The following is a 17536-nucleotide window of genomic DNA, read 5'->3' on the forward strand; positions in this document are numbered from 1 at the left end:
CCCGAAGCGTGGCCTTCCTTAACTTAGCGCCCCTTCTTGCCCATTAAAGAACCCAGTAAGCCGCGAACTAACTGACGGCCAAGCTGGTTGGCTGCCTGTCGCACGGCGGTTTTCATCGCATTACTTGCCAGATCGCCCAGCAATTCACCCGCCATTCCGCCAAGGCCTATCTCTTCTTTTTTGCTCTTGGCGGAAGGTTGTTTGGTCGGTGCAGACGGCTCTTCCGTGACTCGTTCAGCAGCGCGGGCAGTGAGAACCTCATAGGCAGACTCACGATCAATCGGCTTATCGTAGCGACCCAACAGCGGAGACTGGCTTATCAGCGCAGCCCTCTCGTTCTCACTCAACGGACCAATCCGCGATTGCGGTGGCGCTATCGCTACGCGCTGCACCATAGCGGGCGTGCCTTTGAGCTCAAGAGTTCCGACTAGTGCTTCACCAATACCCAGCTCAGTCAAAGCAGCCAAAGTATTGATCTCTGGGTTGGGGCGAAAGCCATCTGCCACGGCCCGCAGCGCTTTCTGCTCCTTAGCCGTGAAAGCGCGCAAACCGTGCTGAATACGCAGGCCCAACTGGGCCAGTACCGCATCGGGCAAATCACTCGGCGACTGCGTAACAAAGTAAACCCCGACGCCTTTCGAGCGAATCAAGCGAACCACCTGCTCCAGCCTCTCCTGCAGAGCCTTCGGCGTGTCAGCAAAAAGCAGATGAGCCTCATCAAAAAACAAAGCCAGAACCGGTTTATCGGCATCCCCACGCTCCGGCAACTGCTCGAACAACTCGGCCAGTAACCACAGCAAGAAGGTGGCATACACCTTCGGTGCTTCATGCACCAGCCGGCTGGCATCGAGCAAATGCACACGCCCACGGCCATCACGATCTGGGTGCAGCAGGTCTTCAAGCTGAAGAGCCGGCTCGCCAAACAGGTCGTCACCGCCCTGCTGTTCCAAGCTGGCTAACTTGCGCAACAGGGCCTGGGATGAAGTCGGATTGAACAGCGCACTGTCTTCGCCGAGCACTTGAGGATTATTTTTCAGGTGTGACAACAGCGCCTTCAGGTCCTTCATGTCCAACAACAGAAGGCCTTCGCGATCAGCCACTTTGAACGCGGCATACAACGCGGCCTGCTGGCTGTCAGTCAGTTCCAATAACGCTCCAAGCAACAGCGGCCCCATTTCACTAAGCGTGGTGCGTAGCGGATGGCCGCTTTTGCCATCTACATCCCATAGCGTCACCGGGTAAGCCTGAGGCTGATGATTAAGCCAAGGCATGCTGGCGATACGTTCGGCGACCTTTCCCTGGGGCGCACCCACTGCGCCCAGGCCACATAAATCGCCTTTGACGTCTGCCGCAAAAACAGCCACACCGGCATCACTGAATGTCTCGATCAGTTTTTGCAGAGTCACCGTTTTCCCGGTACCCGTCGCACCGGCGATAAGCCCGTGGCGGTTTGCCAAACGCAGCGCCTGGCCGATCTGCCGCCCTTGGAGATCCGCTCCAATGAAAAACTGCGCACCTTCAGTCATCCCGTCATCTCCCTCGAAATAAATAGCTACAGCAACCGGGCAAACATTTTTATTTGCACTAGTGTACTTATCTGAAGCCTGATTAACCTCAATGCCAGTTTTGACATTGGATATAACAATATGAGCAATGCGTTGAAGTTCAGCCACAAAATTCTCTTGGCGGCCTCGTTGGTTGTGGTCTGCGTTTTTGCCCTGTTTACCCTCTATAACGATTATCTGCAGCGTAATGCCATTCGCAATGACCTACAGAATTATCTGAGAGAAATGGGGGATCTGACCGCTTCCAACATCTCTAACTGGCTATCCGGCCGCATTCTGTTGATCGACAGCGCGGCCCAGTCGGCAGCAAACAATGCCGAAGAAAGCCAAGTCCGAAGCCTTATTACGCAAAAAGCTCTGGCCAATACCTTTGGCTACATCTATCTGGGCTATAACGACGGTCGCTTCGTCATGCAGCCTGATGAAGATATGGGCGATGACTACGATCCACGCTCGCGCCCTTGGTTCAAGGATGCAGTCAAGGCCGGCGGCGTAACCCTAACCGAGCCCTATCAGGATGCGTCAACCAAACAGCTGATTGTCACCATTGCCTCGCCTGCGGCGAATACTGGTGTTGTGGGAGGCGACCTGAGCTTGGATGCATTGGTTAAAACCATTAACTCGCTCAATTTTGACGGCATGGGTTTCGCGTTTCTGGTCAGCGCTGACGGAAAAATTCTTGTTCATCCTGATCAGACACAAGTGATGAAGTCTCTCAGCGAACTTCACCCGCAAAACACACCGGCCATTAACAATGGCTTCAGTGAGGTAGAGGTCGACGACACCACCCGCATCATGACCTTCAGCGAGGTACCTGGCCTGCCTTCAGTGGAGTGGTATGTCGGACTGTCCATCGATAAGGAAATCGCCTATTCGATGCTGACCCAATTCCGAACCTCAGCGGTGATCGCCATGATCGTTGCGATAGTGTCGATCATCGTGCTGCTGGGCATGCTGATTAATGTCCTGATGCAACCGCTGCGCCTGATGGGCAAAGCCATGCAAGATATTGCCCAAGGTGAAGGGGATTTGACCAAACGACTGAGGATCAACAGCAGCGATGAATTCGGCCAGCTTGCTCAGTCCTTTAACCAGTTTGTCGAACGTATACACGCGTCTATCCGGGAAGTTTCTTCGGCTACACACAAAGTGAACGAATCCGCTCAGTTGGTGCTCGGTGCTTCCAACGCCTCCATGCTCAACTCTGATGAACAAGCAAGCCGAACCAACAGCGTTGCAGCCGCCATCAACCAGTTGGGTGCCGCGGCACAGGAAATCGCCCGCAACGCAGCCGATGCCTCTACCCAAGCCAGCGATGCCCGTCAGCTCGCCGAGGACGGCCGTCTGGTGGTTGAGAACACGATTGCGGCCATGACTCAGCTATCCAACAAAATCAGTGCATCCTGCGACAACATTGAGGCGCTCAACAGCAAAACCGTCAATATCGGACAGATTCTTGAGGTGATCAAAAGCATTTCCCAGCAGACCAACCTACTCGCCCTCAATGCCGCTATTGAGGCAGCCCGGGCCGGTGAGGCCGGACGCGGGTTTGCGGTGGTCGCCGATGAAGTACGTAACCTGGCCCATCGCACTCAGGAGTCAGCGCAGGAAATCGAATCCATGATCGAAGAACTGCAGATCGGCTCACGCGAATCGGTCACCACTATGACCGAGAGCCAGCAGCACAGTGATCAGAGCGTCGAGATCGCTAATCAGGCCGGCCAACGCCTGACCAGCGTCACCGAGCGCATCGGCGAGATTGACAGCATGAACCAGTCGGTCGCCACAGCAACCGAAGAGCAAACGTCAGTCATTGAGTCATTGAATATGGACATCACTGAGATCAACACCTTAAACCAGGAAGGCGTGGAGAACCTCAATGCCACATTGCGCGCCTGCGCAGACATGGAGCAACAGGCAGCTCGCCTGAAACTGCTGGTGGAAGGTTTCAGAATCTGAGGAGAAAAAACAAAGGGCGCTTTATGCGCCCTTTGTTTTAAGACTGCGAGTTGTCCTGAGCTGTATCCGGTTTATCAACAGCACTTTCAAGTTGCTCCCACAAGTCCTCTGCACCGGCAAAGTCGCAACCTGTTTCAGCCGTCATTGCGTCAGGATCATATCGCTGCAAGCAGCCCTCTCCTACAACCGGGATCGGGCTTGACGCTGCACGCTGGAGCGGATCATTCATATCAACGCTCTACTCGCTGACTAAAGACAGGTTAAGACTAGTCGAACACTACAGTCTTATTGTCATGAACCAACACGCGGTCTTCTAAGTGGTAACGCAGGCCACGGGATAGCACCATTTTCTCAACATCCTTACCGAGGCGCACCATCTCTTCGATGCTGTCGCGGTGGCTGACACGCACCACGTCCTGCTCAATGATCGGACCGGCATCCAGCTCCTCAGTCACGTAATGGGACGTCGCACCAATAAGCTTCACCCCGCGCTGAGAAGCCTGGTGATACGGTTTAGCGCCAACAAAAGACGGCAGGAAGCTGTGGTGGATGTTGATCACTCGCTGCGAGTACTCTGCGCACAGCTGCGCCGGAAGGATCTGCATATAGCGCGCCAGCACAATCACATCAGCCTCGTGCGCCTTGACCAGGCGTTCAACCTCATCAAATGCAGGTTGCTTATCCTTAGGATCGACCGGGACATGGAAATAAGGAATGTCATGCCATTCCACCATGCTGCGCAGATCGTCATGGTTGGAAATAACGCAGGGAATATCGCAATCCAGCTCATCGCTATGCCAGCGATGCAACAAGTCGGCCAAGCAGTGTGAATCGCGGCTGCACATCAGCACCACACGTTTTTTCACTGCCGAGTCAGTAACCCGCCACTCCATGGAAAACTCACGGGCAATCGGCGCAAATGCTTGACGGAACCCATCTAGGTCAAACGGCAGCGAATCAGCGCGGATTTCATGGCGCATAAAAAACCAGCCACTCTCCGTATCCGAATGATGACTCGCTTCAGTGATCCAGCCGTTGTAAGTGGCCAAAAAGTTACTGACCTTGGCCACGATCCCTACCCGATCCGGGCAAGCGATCACCAATCGAAACGTACGCATTTACAACTCCACCACTTGGAAAAGTCGGCCATTTTAGTCGTTACGAAGAAAAACAACAGCCGTAGATCGCCCCAAGAGGGACTAAATCCCATTCTAGGGCCCTAGCAAGTTGAAGTAGCGCCAGCATAAATCAACTACAAATTGTGGGATTTTTCCGCGACACCCAAGTGTTAGTTAACTTTTTGTAGGACAAGCCTAATAGTCTTAATAATTAGAACAAATAAAACTTGGTCAAAATGGTTTACTTGTGAAAAGTGCATGACTATTATTAGTGCTACTTAGTAACCAATCGCTAGCACAGGTAATGCAGAATGTCCCTTATCAATGAATACCGCGCCACTGAAGAAGCAATTAAAGAGCTCCAGGAGCGTCTGAAGAACCTGTCCCAGGACGACAAGCTGAAAAAAGAGCTCGAGTTCGAAGGCAAACTGCGCGCACTGATGGGTGAATATCAAAAGTCCCTGCGTGACATCATCGCCATGTTCGACCCAGAAGCCAAGTCGACCAAAGCTGCTCGTGGTGCCAAAGCTGCAACCAGCAAACGCGCTCGCAAAGTTAAGCAATACAAAAACCCGCACAACGGCGAAGTTATCGAAACCAAAGGCGGCAACCACAAAACTCTGAAAGAGTGGAAAGCCAAATGGGGTAGCGACGTAGTTGAAGGCTGGGCCACCCTGCTGGGCTAACCCCAGTAGCTGTGCAGCGCTATGCACCAAAAAACGCCAGCTCTGCTGGCGTTTTTATTGTCTTTCCGGAACCTGACGAACAGCGAACGGGATTTGAAACTAATCACACACTTCAAGAATCAAACTGACTAACTCGTCAGTTCTATACGCGTAGTTATTCCAAGCCATAAACCGTTCTAATTCTGTTGCAGTAAGCGGTCCACGCATCCAATACCCCCTTCTGCTCTACCGACAAACTCCCCGAAAGTTCAGCCACTGCCTGAGTGAACTGCTGGATGGTATTCGGTGCACCATATTCCGGGTGACTCAAACGATTCCGGCAGAACTCTTGCCAAAGCGTTTTTTCGCTAGCCGTTAAAGTATCCGGGTAGTTGCGTGCACGGTAACGGAATAACAACTCTGGCAACCGTCCATCATCAAACATCCATCGCTCACCTGCTAATTGATGAGGATCGGAACTACGGACTTGCTCACACAAGCGTCGATCACGATCACCGATAAAACCGCTGTAGAGTTGCTGCTCGGGGTCTTCGGTGCCGGCGAAATTTTCCTCGGCATATACCTCCGGTAGTTTTTCCTTCCAATCGGACAAGCGGCTGCGCAATTGCTCTGCTCGCTGCTCACACAGCCCGATATCGAGCTGCAGGCGGGTTATATCCTGCTGACGTAATACATTCATCGGTGCAACTACAGGGCAACGGTTGATATGCAGCAACTTGAGCGGGACCGGCAATTGACCTTCAGACAATTCATCGCGGCGGGTATAGAGGCGGGTTCGCAAGGTTTCAGCAGACTCATCCAACAGCACTGAGATGTCGGATTGCAGATCACAGACGATCAGAGCATTCCGATTACGCGGATGCCACGCCAGGGGTAAAACCACTGCCAGATAGTGGCGCGCACCAGCGTAACGCCCGGAAATATGAACAAAAGGCTGCAGCAGTCGAATTTGATCCATCACCCGCTGCTTGCTGCGCAATTGGTAGAGGTACTGATACAGCTTTGGCTGCTTCTCTTTAAGCAGGCGCGCCAATGCGATTGTGGCCCGCACATCCGAGAGAGCATCGTGGGCCTGACCGTGTTCAATGCCATTGGCGACTGTCAGACGCTCCAGCTTCAAGCTGACCTGGCCATTATCCTCAGGCCAATTGATCCCTTCCGGGCGCAGTGCGTAGGCCGTACGCACCAGATCAATCAAGTCCCAACGGCTGTTACCGCCCTGCCACTCACGGGCGTAGGAATCAAAAAAATTGCGGTACAGGCTGTAGCGTGTGACTTCGTCGTCAAATCGCAAGCTGTTGTAGCCCACGCCGCATGTACCTGGCTGCGCCAGCTCAGCGTGCACACGGCTCATAAACTCAGCTTCATCCAGACCTTTACTCGCAAGGACATCTGGGGTTATTCCGGTGACCAGGCAGGCAGCTGGATGCGGCAAGATGTCATCACTGAGACGGCAATAGATGTTCAGTGGCTCACCGATCTCATTAAGCGCCTCATCCGTACGAATACCTGCCACTTGCAGCGGCCGGTCGCGGCGCGGGTCAATACCGGTGGTTTCGTAGTCGTACCAGAAAAGGCTTGCTGTCACGGTGTAATCCTTAAGTAAGGGCAGTGCAGTCTACCACTGGCTGAGTAACAGGCAGCGCAGTTTGCCGAGCCGACAACCTGCTGGTTGTACTGAAACTAACCCGCGCTAAGTGCCAGAAGAATCTGAATCAATAAGTAAGACAGGTTGCTTCGCGATCAGTCGCTGGCTAGCATCGGGCTTTACCCAACGTAATTTGCCGATGCCGCCAACCTCTCCTACCGGACTTGAAGCTTCGCAGCCTACTCGCCTGGACACCCGCCATCAGGTGGAAACCCCAGAAGGAATTGATCTGGTTCTGCGTCCTGCCGGAGCCGTACCCAGAGCATTGGCCTTCGCCGTCGACTTTCTGATTCGCGGCGCGCTGCTAGCGACCTTGCTTACCCTGTTTGCCTTCCTCGGTAAGTTGGGTGTGGGCTTATCCAGCATCCTTCTGTTCCTTGTGAACTGGTGGTACATGGTCTTGTTTGAAGTTCTCAATCAGGGCCGAACGCCTGGCAAGCACATGCTTGGTCTGCGGGTTATCCACGATGACGGCACTCCCATTGGCTGGGCGGCGTCCCTGACACGCAATCTGCTACGTACCGTCGACATGCTGCCATTTGCGTACGCTTTCGGCCTGATCAGCTGCCTCAGCCACCCTACATTCAAGCGCTTGGGCGATATTGCAGCCGGGACCTTAGTGGTGTACCGCGACACACCGCCGAATGCCAGACAGCTGGCAAGTGCCGATATCGTCCCAGCCCCCTTCCCCATGAGTCTCAACGAACAGCGCGCTATGATTGGTTTTTCTGAGCGAGCCGATGAATTGTCAGCCTCACGCCGCCAGGAACTGGCTGAAATCCTCGCCGAGCCGCTACGCGTCCCGGCGGAATTTGCCGAGTCGCGGATTCATGGCATTGCCCGTGGTTTGGTAGGGCCGACATGAAGCAGAGTCTGTTCGAACACCTGCATCAGCAGGACTGGAATGCATTCGATGAACGATTACAGGCGCTGGAGAGTGGTAAAGCCACGCAGGAGCAAAGCCGTGACTTTGCCCGGCATTACCGCCAACTCTGCCAACAACTGGCAATCGCCCAGGCAAGGGGCTATAGCAGCCATCTAGTTGATCGTTTGCAGCACCTGGCCATGCGTGGCCATCAGCAGTTCTACCGACACCGCAGCCCGTTGGGCGCACAGCTGTTGGGTTTTCTGTTAAGTGGCTTCCCCCGGTTGGTCAGAGCTCAGTGGCGCTTTGTCGCGGTAGCCAGCCTGATGTTCTTCGGCAGCCTGTTACTCATGGGGCTGCTGGTCTATAGCGTTCCGGAGTTGGTTTACAGCTTATTGCCGGTTGATCGTGTGGCCGAAATGGAGGCGATGTACGACCCGGAAGCGCACCGTATTGGGCGATTCAGCGAGCGCGGATCCAGCGATGACTGGGTCATGTTCGGTTTCTACATCATGAACAACATCGGCATCGCCTTTCAAACATTCGCCAGCGGCCTGTTGTTTGGCCTGGGCACACTGTTCTACTTGCTGTTTAACGGTCTGATGATCGGTGCCGTAGCGGGCCATCTGACGCAGATCGGCTTTGGCGAGACCTTCTGGTCCTTCGTTATTGGTCATGGTGCGTTCGAACTTACCGCCATCGCCCTGGCCGGTGCCGGCGGACTCAAACTGGGCTGGGCGCTGTTGGCACCCGGACGCCTGCGCAGAGGTGAGGCGCTGCGTCTGGCGGCCATTGACGGCGTCAAATTGCTCGGTGGGGCGGCTATTTTTCTGCTGATAGCGGCCTTTGTCGAAGCCTATTGGTCTTCGATGACGCTCGCCACTCCACAGATTAAATACTGGGTCGGTGCCGCACTGTGGATTATGGTGCTTACTTATCTGCTTCTGGCTGGGCGAGGTGACTATGCGCCCAAGTGATGCCAGCGTGATCATAAGGCCCCGTAACAGTTGGGAAGCGATTGATCTGGGCGTGCTGCTGGCGCGCAAACATGCCGGGCTGCTCATGCTCAGTTGGGCAATCGTCACACTGCCGCTCTTCGCCCTGCTGTGCCTGCTTTTCTGGGACAAACCGACCCTTGCCGTGCTGATCTTCTGGTGGCTGAAACCGGCTTACGAACGTCTGCCGCTGTATATCCTGTCCAATGCCCTGTTCGGTGCGACGCCCAGCCTCAGTCAGGCCCTGAAGGCCTTTCCGGGCCTACTCAAACCGCAGCTGATTACCTCCCTGACCTGGCGACGGCTGAGCCTGACCCGCAGCTTTGATCTACCCGTGGTGCAGCTTGAGGGGCTCTCAGGAGATGAGCGGAAAAAGCGTTTGATCGTCCTGTCCCAGCGTAATGCCCGACCGGCCAGTTGGCTGACGGTGATTGGGGTTCACCTGGAGACAGCTCTGTGGGTTGGCGGAGTCAGCCTGTTTTACATGCTGATTCCAGGCCAATTAGAGACCAACTGGCAATGGTCACAACTCATCGACAGCGCCGCTGAAGAGTGGCTGTGGTTAGAGCACCTATCCAACATGCTTTACGCCTTGGGCCTGATCGTCTGGGGCCCGGTGTATGTGGCGAGTGGATTTACCCTGTACCTCAACCGGCGGACAGAGCTGGAAGCCTGGGATATTGAGCTGACCTTCCGCCAGTTGGCGCAGCGCTTACGTAGTGTCGCCATAGCCCTGCTGCTGGGCTGCAGCTTGCTGTTGCTGCCTGCCACGGAAAAGGCGCTGGCAGCGGATCAAACCAGTTGCCCCATTCCTGCACAGGACCCGAACGGCCCACTCAGCGACCGCCTGCTCAACCAGCCCCTGACCAGCAAAGCCGCACAAGATGCGATCAGCGCGCTGCTGGAAAAGCCCCCATTCCGCAATACTGAAATGGTCACCCGCTGGCGATTCGGCGACGAACAGCCTGCCACCGATGATGGCTCATTTAACGATGCCATTAAGGCCTTTATGCGCGGCATGGAAGTCTGGCGTTACATCAACAGCATCAGCGCCGTGTTTGAGGCCTTGCTCTGGGCCGTACTGATCGGCCTGATTGGTTGGCTGATCTGGCGTTATCGGGAGTGGCTGACAACCTTCACGGCACGTTTGGGAATCAAGCGTCAGCAGACTGTTCAACCACCTCAACAGCTATTCGGACTCGATCTGGCACCACGAAGCCTACCGGATGACATTGCCGCAGAAGCCGAGCGCCTGTGGGATGAAGAACCACGCGCGGCGCTGGGCCTGCTTTACCGTGGCCTGCTCAGTCGCCTTGTGCACGACCAGCGGCTGCCACTACAAAGCTCCCATACCGAAACCGAAGTCCTGCATCTGGTTGAAGGCATCGGCCAAGCTGAACTTGATCAGTTCAGCCGGACGCTGACCGCTCACTGGCAGAATCTTGCTTACGGTCACCGACTACCACCCGCTGAACTCAAGAACACCCTCTGCTCGGCTTGGCGTCAGCTCTTTGCGCCCGGGGTTCAGGCATGAGTCGTAGAGCCCGAATCGTACTACTACTGGCCCTGTTGGGCGCGCTCCTGCTGCTGGGCGTGTACCTGGCCAGCAAACTAACGCCATACCAAGAGTCTGTTGAACACGGCCCGTCACCGGAAGCCCGCGCCACGCCATATCTGGCAGCGGAGCAATTCCTCCAGAAGCAAGGCCGACTCGTGACCCGTGCAGAAAATTTGGAGATTCTCAAAACCCTGCCCAGCAAAGGTCAGACCCTGCTGTTGCTCGGCGATCGCACCAACATGACGCCTGGTCAGACCCGACGCGCCCTGGAGTGGGTAGCAAAAGGTGGCCATCTGCTATTTGTCGCCGAACGACTGTGGGATGAAGACGAAGGTAAGAGCGGCGATCTGCTGCTCGACGCCCTGGGCATTCATCAGTACGAAACTGACGATCTCGACGACGAAAAAAACAGCGCTGAGGTCCCCGAGCATGATACCGACGGGCAAGCCTCCGATCAGCCTGAAGCGCATCAGCCAGACGCAAAAGATGGCACTCCAGCCAGTGAAAGCGTCAGCTATCCCGAACTCACTCAGCTGTATTTACAGAACGAGAAAGCACCGGCTTACATCAGTTTTGATACCAGCTTTCATCTCTACGATGCGCCCAACCGCGCACATGTCTGGGCCAACAGCGAATCGGCTACGCACATGCTGCAGACCTACCACGGTGACGGTCTGATTACGGTGCTGACCGACGCCTGGATCTGGCATAACGACAGCATCGGCGATTACGACAATGCCTGGCTGCTCTGGTACATGACCCAAGACAGTGAAGTGACGCTGGTCTACCGCTCCGACCGGGATAACCTATTCACCCTGTTACTACGCCACTTCCCGCACGCACTGGTGGCGCTGGCGCTGCTGATTGCTCTGGGCCTCTGGCATCTGGGCATGCGCCAAGGCCCGGTACTGCAACCGGCCAGCCGCAGCCGCCGGCAACTGCTCGAACACCTGCGTGGTAGTGCACACTTCCTCTATCGCCACAACGGACAACTGGCCCTGCTGCAGACCTTGCAGCAGGACATCCAGCGTCGCGCCCGACAACGTCACCCAGGCTTTGATCGCCTGCCAGTGGCGGAACAATGGCAGGTGCTTAGCCGCCTCAGCCGCCAGCCCACCAGCGCCATCAGCCAAGCCATGCGCCCCTTGTCCGCAGACAAGCTGAGCGCCGTCGACTTCACCCGCCAGGTCGCCAACCTGCAAACCCTCAGGAATGCCCTATGAGCGAACAACTGCCAGAACAGCCGGAAAACGTAGAAGCGCCTGACCAAGCACCGGAGCCAGCAGCGCCCGTGCCAAGCGCCAGCCCTCAAGCGACCCAGCGCCAGCGTGCCAGCCTGTTGGCGCAGACCTTGCGCAGCGAGTTGCAAAAGGCCCTGATCGGCCAGAGCGAGGTCATTGATGATGTGCTCAGCGCCCTGATCGCTGGTGGCCATGTACTGATTGAAGGCGTCCCCGGACTGGGCAAGACTCTGCTGGTGCGCTCCCTGGCCCGCTGCTTCGGTGGCGAGTTTGCACGCATCCAGTTCACCCCAGACCTGATGCCCAGCGACGTCACCGGCCACGCCGTATACGACCTGCAAAGCGAGCAATTCAAATTGCGCAAAGGTCCGGTGTTCACCAACCTGCTGCTGGCCGATGAAATTAACCGCGCCCCTGCCAAAACTCAGGCTGCTCTGCTTGAAGTGATGCAGGAGCGTCAGGTCACCCTGGAAGGCCGCGCACTGAATGTGCCGCAACCGTTTATGGTTCTGGCCACGCAAAACCCGATTGAGCAGGAAGGCACCTATCCGCTGCCGGAAGCCGAGCTGGACCGTTTCATGCTGAAGCTGCGTATGGATTATCCGCAGCAGCAAGAAGAGCTGGATATGGTTCGCCAGGTCGCTCGCTCCAGCAAAGCCGATATGCTCGAAGTCACCCCGTTGCGCACCTTGCTGCAAGCCCGTGATGTTCAGGCGCTGCAAAAGATTGCCAGCGACCTGCCGATTGACGATCAGGTACTCGACTATGCCGTCCGTTTGGCCCGAGCGACCCGCACCTGGCCAGGCCTGACGCTGGGAGCCGGACCTCGTGCATCCATTGCCCTGGTCCGTTGCGGCCGCGCCCGCGCTCTGCTGCGTGGCGGTGACTACGTACTGCCGGAAGACATCAAAGGCTGCGCCCTGGCGGTGCTGCGTCATCGCATACGTCTGGCACCTGAGCTGGATATCGAAGGACTGAGCATTGATCAGGTACTGCAACAGCTGATCAATCAGGTTCCGGCCCCCCGTCTATGACCTGCGCACACTAAGGCACGTGTCCATGAAACCGTCCCGCGCACTGATTCTCTGCCTGGCAGCCCTGTTCGTAATCGGCTGCCTGCTGGGCATTGCCAGTGCTGTAGAGCTCAAACTGCCAGCGCTCATCGACAGTCTGTACTGGGGCCTGCTGATTGCCCTGGCCAGCGCTGCCCTGCTTGATGCCTTGTGGCTGCGCCGCCTGCCGTCACCTCGCATTGAACGACAGCTGCCCGGCAACTTACCACTGGGGCGCTGGAGTGAAGTCACACTGGTGATCCACCATCCTTTCTCGCGGCCCACTCAACTGGAGATTTTCGACCACCTGCCCGGCACCGTGGCGTTTGAGAACCTGCCCTTGAGCGTCGACCTTCGCCCCGGCGAACACACCCAGAGCAGTTATCGCGTGCGCCCCTTGCAACGCGGTCACATCACCCTGCCCCGCTGTGAAATTGGCCTGCATAGCCCCTTGGGGCTCTGGCGCGGTCGCCGCTACTTGCCAATCAGGGGTGAATCCAAGGTCTACCCGGACTTCGCCCGTTTGTACGGCGCGCAACTGATGGCCGTTGAGGACTGGGTCAACCAACTCGGCATACGTCAGCATCAGCGCCGTGGTTTGGGCATGGAGTTTCACCAACTGCGCGAATTTCGTGATGGCGACACCCTGCGCCAGATCGACTGGAAGGCCACTGCACGTAAACGCACCCCCATCGCCCGCGAATATCAGGATGAACGTGACCAGCAGATCATCTTCCTGCTGGATTGCGGACGGCGTATGCGCAGCCATGACGGCGAGCTGGCGCACTTTGACCATGCACTCAATGCCTGCCTGTTACTGAGCTACGTGGCCTTGCGTCAAGGCGATGCGGTCGGCCTGGCCACATTTGCCACTCACCAACAGCGCTTTTTGCCACCAGCCAAAGGTCAGAGCCAGCTCAACGTGTTGCTCAACGGTTTGTACGACCTGGACAGCACACAGCAACCAGCCGACTTCAGCGCAGCAATCAGTGATTTACTCAAACGTCAGCGCCGCCGCGCCCTGGTGGTGCTGGTCAGCAACCTGCGTGATGAAGATGACCAGGAATTATTAGGTGCAGTTAAGCGCCTCAGCCAACAGCACCGCGTATTAATCGCCAGTTTGCGAGAAGATATTCTGGACACTTTGCGCCAGACACCTGTGGACAACTTTGATGCAGCACTGGACTACTGCGGCGGCGTTAATTACCTCACAGCCAGAGCAGAACTGCATGAGCGCTTAATCGCCAACCGGGTGCCAGTTCTGGACGTAAGGCCCGGCGAACTGGGCCCGCAACTGGTCAACAGCTACCTGACCTGGAAGAAAGCCGGGACGCTATAGGGCGCACCGGCTATGCCGATTTACAACCAGCTGACGTGCTGCTCCAACGGAAAACGTAAACGCGGGTTATACACTCCGCGCTCATCTTCCATGCCGACCGCCAGCAACATCACTGGCACGGCCTTCTTCGGAATATCCAGCGTCTTACGTAGGCGCACCTCATCAAAACCCTCCAGCGGACAGCTGGAGTAGCCATGGCTGTGAAAAGCCAACATCAAGTTTTGAGCCGCTAGCGCGGTGGATTTAACCGCCCAGACGCGCATCTGCGCATGACTATTCGGAGTGCGCATCAGCGGCTTGCGCAACCCAGCCACGCGTAACAGTTGACGCTTCAAGAAGCCCTTGATCCCCAGTGGCCCCTGGTCGTACTGAAACGGCGCTGTCTTGCGGTAGAACGCCTCAACTGCAGCAGGCACCTGAGGCTCGGGCCATTTGTCGATGATGTCCTGACAGGCCTGCTTCCAAGTATCCGGGCGCGCCAGTACGGCGATGATCAGTGGGGCTTTGGCCGCATGCTGAAACATGCATACGGTATGCAGCTTCTCCAGCAAAACCGGATCACGCACAACCTGAAAGTTCCACGGCTGTAGGTTGCAGGAGTTAGGTGCCAGTACAGCCATCTCCAGACAGTCCCGCACCACATCATCGGGCACAGGGTCCGTTTTAAAACGACGGACAGCGCGACGAGACTCAATCAGCGCTCTGAGTTCAGAGGCAGTGGCAGGTGTAACAGCGGGGGCAGATGTGAACGAGCTCATAGGGACTTCCTCGGCAGATCACCCCGATTAAGCCCGGATGCTCTGGTGCGGACAATCCCTACAGCGCATTGTCCGCAGCCTTGGCAGGAATGACCTCAACCCAGAGCTTTCTCGATGGCCTGGATGACCGCAGGATCATCCGGTGATGTGCGGGGGGAGAAACGTGCCAGCACACGACCGTCATGACCAACCAGAAACTTCTCAAAGTTCCAGGTGATATCGCCCGGAAATTCAGCTCCTTCACCGGCCAGCAAACGATACAGCGGATGGCGGTCCGGGCCATTGACCTCAAGCTTGCTGCCCAGCGGAAAGGTCACACCGTAGTTCAACGTGCAGAACTCGCGGATGGCCTCCTCACTGTCGGGCTCTTGTCCGGCAAACTGATTACACGGCAAGCCCAGCACGGTAAAACCACGGTTTTTGTACTGCTGGTAGAGTTTCTCCAGAGCCGCATACTGAGGGGTCAAGCCACACTTCGACGCAACATTAACCACCAGAACCAGCTGATCCTTGTAAGGTGCCAGTGGCAACTCCTGACCGTCCAATGCGCGCAGGCTGAGGTCGTGAAAGGCACTCATTGCTTTCTCCTTGAAATAACGCAGGCTCGTCACAGTGGATAAAAAAGGCGCCTCGGAAAGGCGCCCTTTATGTGTAGCAGCTTAGCAGCACGCTCCGAAAGCGTTGCAACCGCAAGTCGAAATCCGACAGTACTACTTAGTGGTGGTGACCACCTTCACCATGGATGTGGCCGTGCGCAACTTCTTCAGCGCTGGCATCACGAACGCTGACAACCTTGACCTTGAAGTTCAGGCGCTGACCAGCCAGTGGGTGGTTGCCGTCAACAATCACGTCGTCACCGTCCAGTTCACGAATCGTTACGATTTGCATGCCACCATCCGGTGCAGAAGCGTGAAACTGCATGCCAACTTCCAGCTCATCCACGCCTTCAAACATGGAACGGTTCAGGGTAGCAACCAGCTCCGGGCTGAACTCGCCGTAGGCTTCTTCCGGCTCAACGGAGACATTCAGTTCATCACCGGCTTGTTTGCCTTCCAGGGCCTTTTCCAGACCACGGATGATGTTGCTGGCACCGTGCAGGTAAACCAGAGGCGCTGCGCCTTCGGAACTGTCGATCACCTCACCGGCATCGTTAGTCAGGGTATAGTCGATGGAGACGGCCTTATTGGCGGCGATCAACATGGGGCGGGACCTTTTTTGAGGGAAAGAGAATGTGCAAGTTTACCCAAGGCCACGTGTGAAAGCTAACCACCACAGCCTCGGACGGACAAAATGCCATGCAAGTGAAGCTGATTGACTTTCGTCAGGATGAAGAAGGCCATTGGGTGGCAGTCTTGTCATGCGGTCATACCCAACACTTGCGTCATCAGCCGCCTTGGCAGAACCGAGCCTGGGTACTGGATGAGACTCACCGTAAAGCCCGCTTGGGCGAAGTTTTCAACTGCGGCTGGTGTGCAAAGAACCCTAACACCGGCGCGGCACTTCCCGAAGTCACAACTTCAGTAATAGCGCCAAAAGAGCGGAACAAGGAGCAGTAGATGCCCGCACGCAATATTCTGGTTATCAACTGTGGCAGCTCGTCGATCAAATTTGCACTGATCAATGAAAACCACACCGATACACGCCTCAGCGGCCTGGCCGAACGCCTGGGCAGCCCAGATGCACAGATTCGCTGGAAGCTGGATGGACAGAAAGAAAATCTGATCCTGCCCGGCGCCGACCATCGCAGCGCCCTGGCCAAGATTCTGCCGCTGGTGGAAAGCGCGACCAACGGTCAACTTCACGGCATTGGTCACCGCGTTGTCCACGGCGGCGAGCACTTCACCACAGCCTGTCTTCTAGACACGGTCAGCCTCGAGGGTATTCGCGCCCTGTCGCCACTGGCACCATTGCATAATCCTGCTAACGCTCTTGGCATTGAAGCCACCATGCGCCTCTTCCCCAATCTGCCACAGGTAGCGGTATTTGATACGGCGTTTCACCAATCGCTGCCTGAGCACGCCTACCGCTATGCCCTACCCGAGCACCTCTACACTCAGCATGCCGTTCGCCGCTATGGTTTCCACGGCACCAGCCACCGCTACGTAAGCGTACGCGCCGCTGAGCTCAGTCAATTGCCCGTCAATGACAGCTGCTGGCTGGTCGCACATCTGGGCAATGGCAGTTCCACCTGTGCCATCGTGAATGGACAGAGCCGCGACACCAGCATGGGCCTCACACCACTTGAAGGCCTGGTGATGGGAACCCGCAGTGGTGATGTGGACCCAAACCTGCACAGTCATCTGGCCCGTAATCTGGGATGGAGCCTGGAAAAGATCGACACCCTGCTTAACAACGACAGCGGGCTGCTCGGACTCTCCGGCTTATCCAATGACATGCGCACGCTTGAGCAGGCTCGCAGCGAAGGACACGCCGGTGCAACGCTGGCTATTGAGGTCTTCTGCTATCGTTTGGCTAAATCCTTGGCGTCTATGGCCTGTGCTCTGCCGCGCTTGGATGGCGTAGTGTTTACCGGCGGTATCGGCGAGAACTCGGCCCTGATCCGCAGCAAGACCATTGAACACCTGAAACTGCTCAACCTGGCGCTGGACAATGCACTTAATAGTGCAATGGTTGGCGGTCAGACTGGTGCCATCAATGCTGTCGGGCATCCGCGGGTGCTGGTGATCCCGACCAATGAAGAACGGCAAATTGCCCTCGATACACTGGAACTACTCAATCGCTGATTGCCGTC

General features: G+C 56.3%; 17 protein-coding genes and 1 pseudogene. 11 read left to right on the forward strand and 7 right to left on the reverse strand.

From position 1 onward, the window contains the following. Window positions 1-23: 23 nt before the first annotated feature. Window positions 24-1526 carry a helicase HerA-like domain-containing protein gene (locus tag AO726_RS04215; RefSeq protein WP_058066783.1) on the reverse strand — a complete coding sequence of 501 codons (1503 nt, stop codon included), beginning with the start codon at window positions 1524-1526 and terminating at the stop codon, window positions 24-26. A gap of 120 nt (window positions 1527-1646) precedes the next feature. Between AO726_RS04215 and AO726_RS21565 the strand changes: the two are divergent. Together AO726_RS21565 and AO726_RS21570 are read left to right on the forward strand one after the other, a co-directional pair. Continuing rightward, a pseudogene (locus AO726_RS21565) lies at window positions 1647-2669 on the forward strand (HAMP domain-containing protein); the annotation flags it as partial. Between the two features lie 90 nt (window positions 2670-2759). Continuing rightward, a complete protein-coding gene (locus tag AO726_RS21570) occupies window positions 2760-3524 on the forward strand; it encodes a methyl-accepting chemotaxis protein (protein WP_446737409.1) in 765 nt (254 codons plus the stop codon). 37 nt (window positions 3525-3561) lie between these two features. Here AO726_RS21570 and AO726_RS04225 read toward each other — a convergent pair whose 3' ends face one another. Both AO726_RS04225 and purU read right to left on the reverse strand, forming a co-directional pair. After that, window positions 3562-3753 carry a hypothetical protein gene (locus AO726_RS04225; RefSeq protein WP_058066785.1) on the reverse strand — a complete coding sequence of 64 codons (192 nt, stop codon included), beginning with the start codon at window positions 3751-3753 and terminating at the stop codon, window positions 3562-3564. A 37-nt stretch (window positions 3754-3790) separates the two neighbouring features. Beyond that, complete coding sequence (gene purU / locus AO726_RS04230; RefSeq protein ID WP_058066786.1) at window positions 3791-4642, reverse strand: formyltetrahydrofolate deformylase; 852 nt, start codon at window positions 4640-4642, stop codon at window positions 3791-3793. Between the two features lie 311 nt (window positions 4643-4953). On the opposite strand from purU, the gene mvaT reads away from it, so the two are divergent. Further along, a complete protein-coding gene (mvaT, locus tag AO726_RS04235; RefSeq protein ID WP_058066787.1) occupies window positions 4954-5328 on the forward strand; it encodes a histone-like nucleoid-structuring protein MvaT in 375 nt (124 codons plus the stop codon). 154 nt (window positions 5329-5482) lie between these two features. Here mvaT and sbcB read toward each other — a convergent pair whose 3' ends face one another. After that, the gene (gene sbcB / locus AO726_RS04240) at window positions 5483-6916 is read right to left on the reverse strand and encodes an exodeoxyribonuclease I (protein WP_058066788.1); all 1434 of its coding nucleotides are present in this window, start codon (window positions 6914-6916) and stop codon (window positions 5483-5485) included. 199 nt (window positions 6917-7115) lie between these two features. Between sbcB and AO726_RS04245 the strand changes: the two genes are divergently transcribed. The 6 genes from AO726_RS04245 to AO726_RS04270 are packed head-to-tail and all read left to right on the forward strand — an operon-like array spanning window position 7116 to window position 14026. Further along, window positions 7116-7841 (forward strand): RDD family protein, encoded by a 726-nt coding sequence (locus AO726_RS04245; RefSeq protein ID WP_058066789.1) that lies wholly within the window; start codon window positions 7116-7118, stop codon window positions 7839-7841. Then, on the forward strand, window positions 7838-8818 hold the full coding sequence (locus tag AO726_RS04250; protein ID WP_058066790.1) for a stage II sporulation protein M: 981 nt from the start codon (window positions 7838-7840) through the stop codon (window positions 8816-8818). Before AO726_RS04245 ends, AO726_RS04250 begins: the two co-directional genes overlap by 4 nt. Next, on the forward strand, window positions 8805-10370 hold the full coding sequence (locus AO726_RS04255) for a DUF4129 domain-containing protein (RefSeq protein WP_058066791.1): 1566 nt from the start codon (window positions 8805-8807) through the stop codon (window positions 10368-10370). Before AO726_RS04250 ends, AO726_RS04255 begins: the two co-directional genes overlap by 14 nt. Then, window positions 10367-11617 carry a DUF4350 domain-containing protein gene (locus AO726_RS04260; RefSeq protein ID WP_058066792.1) on the forward strand — a complete coding sequence of 417 codons (1251 nt, stop codon included), beginning with the start codon at window positions 10367-10369 and terminating at the stop codon, window positions 11615-11617. Before AO726_RS04255 ends, AO726_RS04260 begins: the two co-directional genes overlap by 4 nt. Continuing rightward, a complete protein-coding gene (locus AO726_RS04265) occupies window positions 11614-12669 on the forward strand; it encodes an AAA family ATPase (RefSeq protein ID WP_058066793.1) in 1056 nt (351 codons plus the stop codon). Before AO726_RS04260 ends, AO726_RS04265 begins: the two co-directional genes overlap by 4 nt. A gap of 25 nt (window positions 12670-12694) precedes the next feature. Then, window positions 12695-14026 (forward strand): DUF58 domain-containing protein, encoded by a 1332-nt coding sequence (locus AO726_RS04270; protein ID WP_058066794.1) that lies wholly within the window; start codon window positions 12695-12697, stop codon window positions 14024-14026. A 20-nt stretch (window positions 14027-14046) separates the two neighbouring features. Here the strand turns inward: AO726_RS04270 and AO726_RS04275 are convergent, their stop codons facing one another. The 3 genes from AO726_RS04275 to AO726_RS04285 form a co-directional block, all read right to left on the reverse strand. Beyond that, entirely contained in the window at window positions 14047-14784 is a 738-nt protein-coding gene (locus AO726_RS04275) for a nitroreductase family protein (RefSeq protein WP_058066795.1), read from the reverse strand. A 95-nt stretch (window positions 14785-14879) separates the two neighbouring features. Beyond that, a complete protein-coding gene (locus AO726_RS04280; protein WP_058066796.1) occupies window positions 14880-15362 on the reverse strand; it encodes a glutathione peroxidase in 483 nt (160 codons plus the stop codon). Window positions 15363-15498: 136 nt separating this feature from the next. Continuing rightward, window positions 15499-15984, reverse strand: a complete 486-nt coding sequence (locus AO726_RS04285) for an FKBP-type peptidyl-prolyl cis-trans isomerase (protein ID WP_058066797.1) — start codon at window positions 15982-15984, stop codon at window positions 15499-15501. A 95-nt stretch (window positions 15985-16079) separates the two neighbouring features. On the opposite strand from AO726_RS04285, the gene AO726_RS04290 reads away from it, so the two are divergent. Together AO726_RS04290 and AO726_RS04295 are read left to right on the forward strand one after the other, a co-directional pair. Further along, window positions 16080-16340 carry a DUF3565 domain-containing protein gene (locus AO726_RS04290; RefSeq protein ID WP_152987225.1) on the forward strand — a complete coding sequence of 87 codons (261 nt, stop codon included), beginning with the start codon at window positions 16080-16082 and terminating at the stop codon, window positions 16338-16340. Further along, window positions 16341-17528: an acetate kinase gene (locus tag AO726_RS04295; RefSeq protein ID WP_058066798.1), complete on the forward strand. Its 1188-nt coding sequence runs from the start codon at window positions 16341-16343 to the stop codon at window positions 17526-17528. Window positions 17529-17536 lie beyond the last annotated feature (8 nt).

Origin of the sequence: Pseudomonas sp. TTU2014-080ASC (assembly GCF_001446935.1) — a bacterium.
In the GTDB taxonomy this organism is placed as follows: domain Bacteria; phylum Pseudomonadota; class Gammaproteobacteria; order Pseudomonadales; family Pseudomonadaceae; genus Aquipseudomonas.

Coding starts and splice junctions, on each gene's coding strand:
- AO726_RS04265 (WP_058066793.1), top strand. CDS start 11,614: ATGAGCGAACAACTGCCAGAACAGCCGGAAAACGTAGAAGCGCCTGAC.
- AO726_RS04270 (WP_058066794.1), top strand. CDS start 12,695: ATGAAACCGTCCCGCGCACTGATTCTCTGCCTGGCAGCCCTGTTCGTA.
- AO726_RS04260 (WP_058066792.1), top strand. CDS start 10,367: ATGAGTCGTAGAGCCCGAATCGTACTACTACTGGCCCTGTTGGGCGCG.
- purU (WP_058066786.1), bottom strand. CDS start 4,642: ATGCGTACGTTTCGATTGGTGATCGCTTGCCCGGATCGGGTAGGGATC.
- AO726_RS04275 (WP_058066795.1), bottom strand. CDS start 14,784: ATGAGCTCGTTCACATCTGCCCCCGCTGTTACACCTGCCACTGCCTCT.
- AO726_RS04290 (WP_152987225.1), top strand. CDS start 16,080: ATGCAAGTGAAGCTGATTGACTTTCGTCAGGATGAAGAAGGCCATTGG.
- AO726_RS04255 (WP_058066791.1), top strand. CDS start 8,805: ATGCGCCCAAGTGATGCCAGCGTGATCATAAGGCCCCGTAACAGTTGG.
- AO726_RS04295 (WP_058066798.1), top strand. CDS start 16,341: ATGCCCGCACGCAATATTCTGGTTATCAACTGTGGCAGCTCGTCGATC.
- AO726_RS04225 (WP_058066785.1), bottom strand. CDS start 3,753: ATGAATGATCCGCTCCAGCGTGCAGCGTCAAGCCCGATCCCGGTTGTA.
- AO726_RS04285 (WP_058066797.1), bottom strand. CDS start 15,984: ATGTTGATCGCCGCCAATAAGGCCGTCTCCATCGACTATACCCTGACT.
- AO726_RS04280 (WP_058066796.1), bottom strand. CDS start 15,362: ATGAGTGCCTTTCACGACCTCAGCCTGCGCGCATTGGACGGTCAGGAG.
- mvaT (WP_058066787.1), top strand. CDS start 4,954: ATGTCCCTTATCAATGAATACCGCGCCACTGAAGAAGCAATTAAAGAG.
- AO726_RS04250 (WP_058066790.1), top strand. CDS start 7,838: ATGAAGCAGAGTCTGTTCGAACACCTGCATCAGCAGGACTGGAATGCA.
- AO726_RS21570 (WP_446737409.1), top strand. CDS start 2,760: ATGCTCAACTCTGATGAACAAGCAAGCCGAACCAACAGCGTTGCAGCC.
- AO726_RS04215 (WP_058066783.1), bottom strand. CDS start 1,526: ATGACTGAAGGTGCGCAGTTTTTCATTGGAGCGGATCTCCAAGGGCGG.
- AO726_RS04245 (WP_058066789.1), top strand. CDS start 7,116: ATGCCGCCAACCTCTCCTACCGGACTTGAAGCTTCGCAGCCTACTCGC.